The 2721-nt window shown below is 49.9% G+C and carries 2 protein-coding genes; both read left to right on the top strand.

Annotation, left to right across the window (positions count from 1 at the left end):
• Positions 1 to 236 precede the first annotated feature (236 nt).
• The gene (locus QZT18_RS23405; protein WP_294152151.1) at positions 237 to 1577 is read left to right on the top strand and encodes an MATE family efflux transporter; all 1341 of its coding nucleotides are present in this window, start codon (positions 237 to 239) and stop codon (positions 1575 to 1577) included.
• A gap of 113 nt (positions 1578 to 1690) precedes the next feature.
• Entirely contained in the window at positions 1691 to 2596 is a 906-nt protein-coding gene (locus QZT18_RS23400; protein ID WP_294152149.1) for an LD-carboxypeptidase, read from the top strand.
• Positions 2597 to 2721 lie beyond the last annotated feature (125 nt).

Below are 2721 nucleotides of genomic sequence, written 5' to 3'. Positions count from 1 at the left end.
GACTCACAGCCTCCCCCTCACCATCCCGAACCCCGACCGTCCCGGCGGCGTTCTCCTTCCTCAATTAAATCCCCATTTATACCGGAACATTAACAAACTTATTACACATTTTCCCTCATTCTATTGAGAATTCTCCCGGCCGGTGTTATAATTCTTCCAATTGCAGTAAAAAAGTATACGGGATATGAATAGAAAAAGCGCATCGGAAGAGGTGTGCAGGGAAACAGAGGTTTGAAATGGAAAAGAAGCACATGTTCAGCAACAGGGATCTGAGGAAATTACTGGTGCCGCTGGTAGTGGAGCAGATACTGAATTCACTGATGGGAACGGCGGACAGCATTATGGTCAGTAACGTGGGATCGGCGGCCATATCGGCGGTTTCGCTGGTGGACTCGATCAATATTCTGGTGATCCAGGCGTTTTATGCGCTTGCCGCAGGAGGAACGATTATCTGTTCGCAGTATATCGGCCAGGAAGATCACAAGAATGCCAACCGTTCGGCGAAACAGCTTGTATTCGTTGTTACGACGATTTCCGTTGCAGTCACCCTGCTTTGCCTGGCGTTTCGTTTCCCACTGCTAAAGCTGATATTTGGGCAGGTGGAACCGGCCGTCATGAGCGCGGCACAGATCTATTTCTTCTTTACAACATTGTCCTTCCCGTTTATCGCCCTCTATGATGCCGGTTCGTCGGTGTACAGGGCACAGGGGAATACAAAGCTTCCCATGACAATCGCCATTGTCTCCAACGGGCTTAATATCTGCGGGAACGCCATCCTGATCTGGGGATTTGGCCTCGGAGTAGCCGGGGCGGCTATTGCAACCCTGGGTTCACGCGTTATCTCGGCCGTTGCCGTATTTATTTTCCTGAGGAAAAAAGATCAGATGCTGGTAATACGGGATTATTTTAAAATACGTCCCGATTTAAAAAAGATAAAAATGATTTTGGCGGTAGGAGTACCAAACGGCATTGAAAACGCCATGTTCCAGTTTGGAAAGCTGGCGATCCAGTCCACGGTATCAACACTTGGCACCGTTGCGATTGCGGCCCAGGCCATGACGAATATCATGGAGAATTTAAACGGCATTGCGGCCATCGGTATCGGCATCGGCCTGATGACCGTGGTGGGACAATGTATGGGAGCCGGCAGGAAAGAGGAGGCCGTCTATTATATCAAAAAGCTGACCGGTCTGGCGGAGATTGTTATAATCATTAGCTGCCTTGCCGTTTTTGCACTAACAAAACCAATAACATTTCTGGGCGGGATGGAAAAAGAAAGCGCAGATATGTGTTTCTATATGGTGGGCTGGATTACACTGGTGAAGCCCTTTGTCTGGACACTTGCGTTTATCCCGGCCTACGGATTGCGGGCGGCAGGCGATGTGAAGTTCTCCATGGCTACCTCCTGTGTCACGATGTGGGCCTTCAGGGTTAGCCTCTGCATTTTCCTGTGCAGGCAGTTTGGATTCGGACCGATGGCCGTGTGGATTGGAATGTTTACGGACTGGACAATACGCGCCATCATCTTTACATGGAGATTTTTCAGCAAAAAGTGGATGTGCCACAAAGTGGTTTAATGATACATATGCGGGTTCAGAAGTAACGATTCGGGATACCTCAAAGGTACCGGTTCGTTACTATTTCAGATAAAACAATAAGAATGGAGAAGGAAAATCGGAGGACAACGGAGATGGAAATGGGGGGAAATGTATATGGAGAAACAGGGCTGCTGCACCATGGGGACAGGGTGGGGCTTGCCTGCTGTTCAAACGGACTGTCGGAGGGTGACAAAGCATCCTTGAAACTGCTGAAAGAAAAACTGGCTCTCATGGGGCTGGAGGCAGTGGAAAGTCCGTTTCTATACAGAAGAGAGACCGTGTTCAGCGGCACTGGAAGAGAGCGGGCCCATGCGCTGATGGATTTTTACAGGGACGAGACGGTAAAGGCTGTGTTCGACATATCGGGCGGTGACATGGCCAATGAGATCCTGGATGAACTGGATTTTAAAATGATCAGCGCCTCGGATAAGATTTTTTACGGATACAGCGACCTGACGACCGTCATCAACGCCATTTACACAAGGACGGGAAAAAAATCGGGCCTTTACCAGTTGAGAAACCTGGTGGGAAGCTGTGGCGGGAAACAGGCCCGCGAGTTCCGTGAAACCATGATGGAGGGAGGCAGATCCCTGAAACACTTCAACTGCCGGTTCCTCAGGGGAAGCAGAATGGAGGGAACGGTGGTTGGAGGCAATATCAGATGCTTTTTAAAGCTTGCGGGAACGGCTTTCTGGCCGGATTTTAATGGAAAGGTCCTGTTTTTGGAGTGTAACGGCGGACAGGTTCCCCAGGTAGTGACTTATTTCAGCCAGTTGAAACAGATGGGAGTCTTTAACCAGGTGTCGGGAATCCTCCTGGGGACATTTACCGCAATGGAAAATAAGAAGCTGGCGCCGACTGCGGGGGAGCTCTTATTGAACGTGGTCCGTCCGGAACTGCCCGTTGCCAAGACTTCCGGTATCGGCCATGGGGATGATTCGAGATGCCTTATGATAGGGGAACATATGAGAATCCAGAAGGGATGCGGCCTGACGTGATTTTGCGGCGGGAAATGGCGTTTTTACCGTTTCTGTGTATCTTTTATTGCCGTTTGGCCGGAGGCAGACTGGTTACTGTTCACAGGTAGTATTCCGCGAGGTGTTTTTTGTGAGTGGAGCGTAGC

The organism is uncultured Clostridium sp. (assembly GCF_900547735.1).
Lineage (GTDB): Bacteria > Bacillota > Clostridia > Lachnospirales > Lachnospiraceae > Otoolea.
Note: the sequence above shows the minus strand (reverse complement) of the source record. Positions and strands in the feature narration are given on the sequence as shown.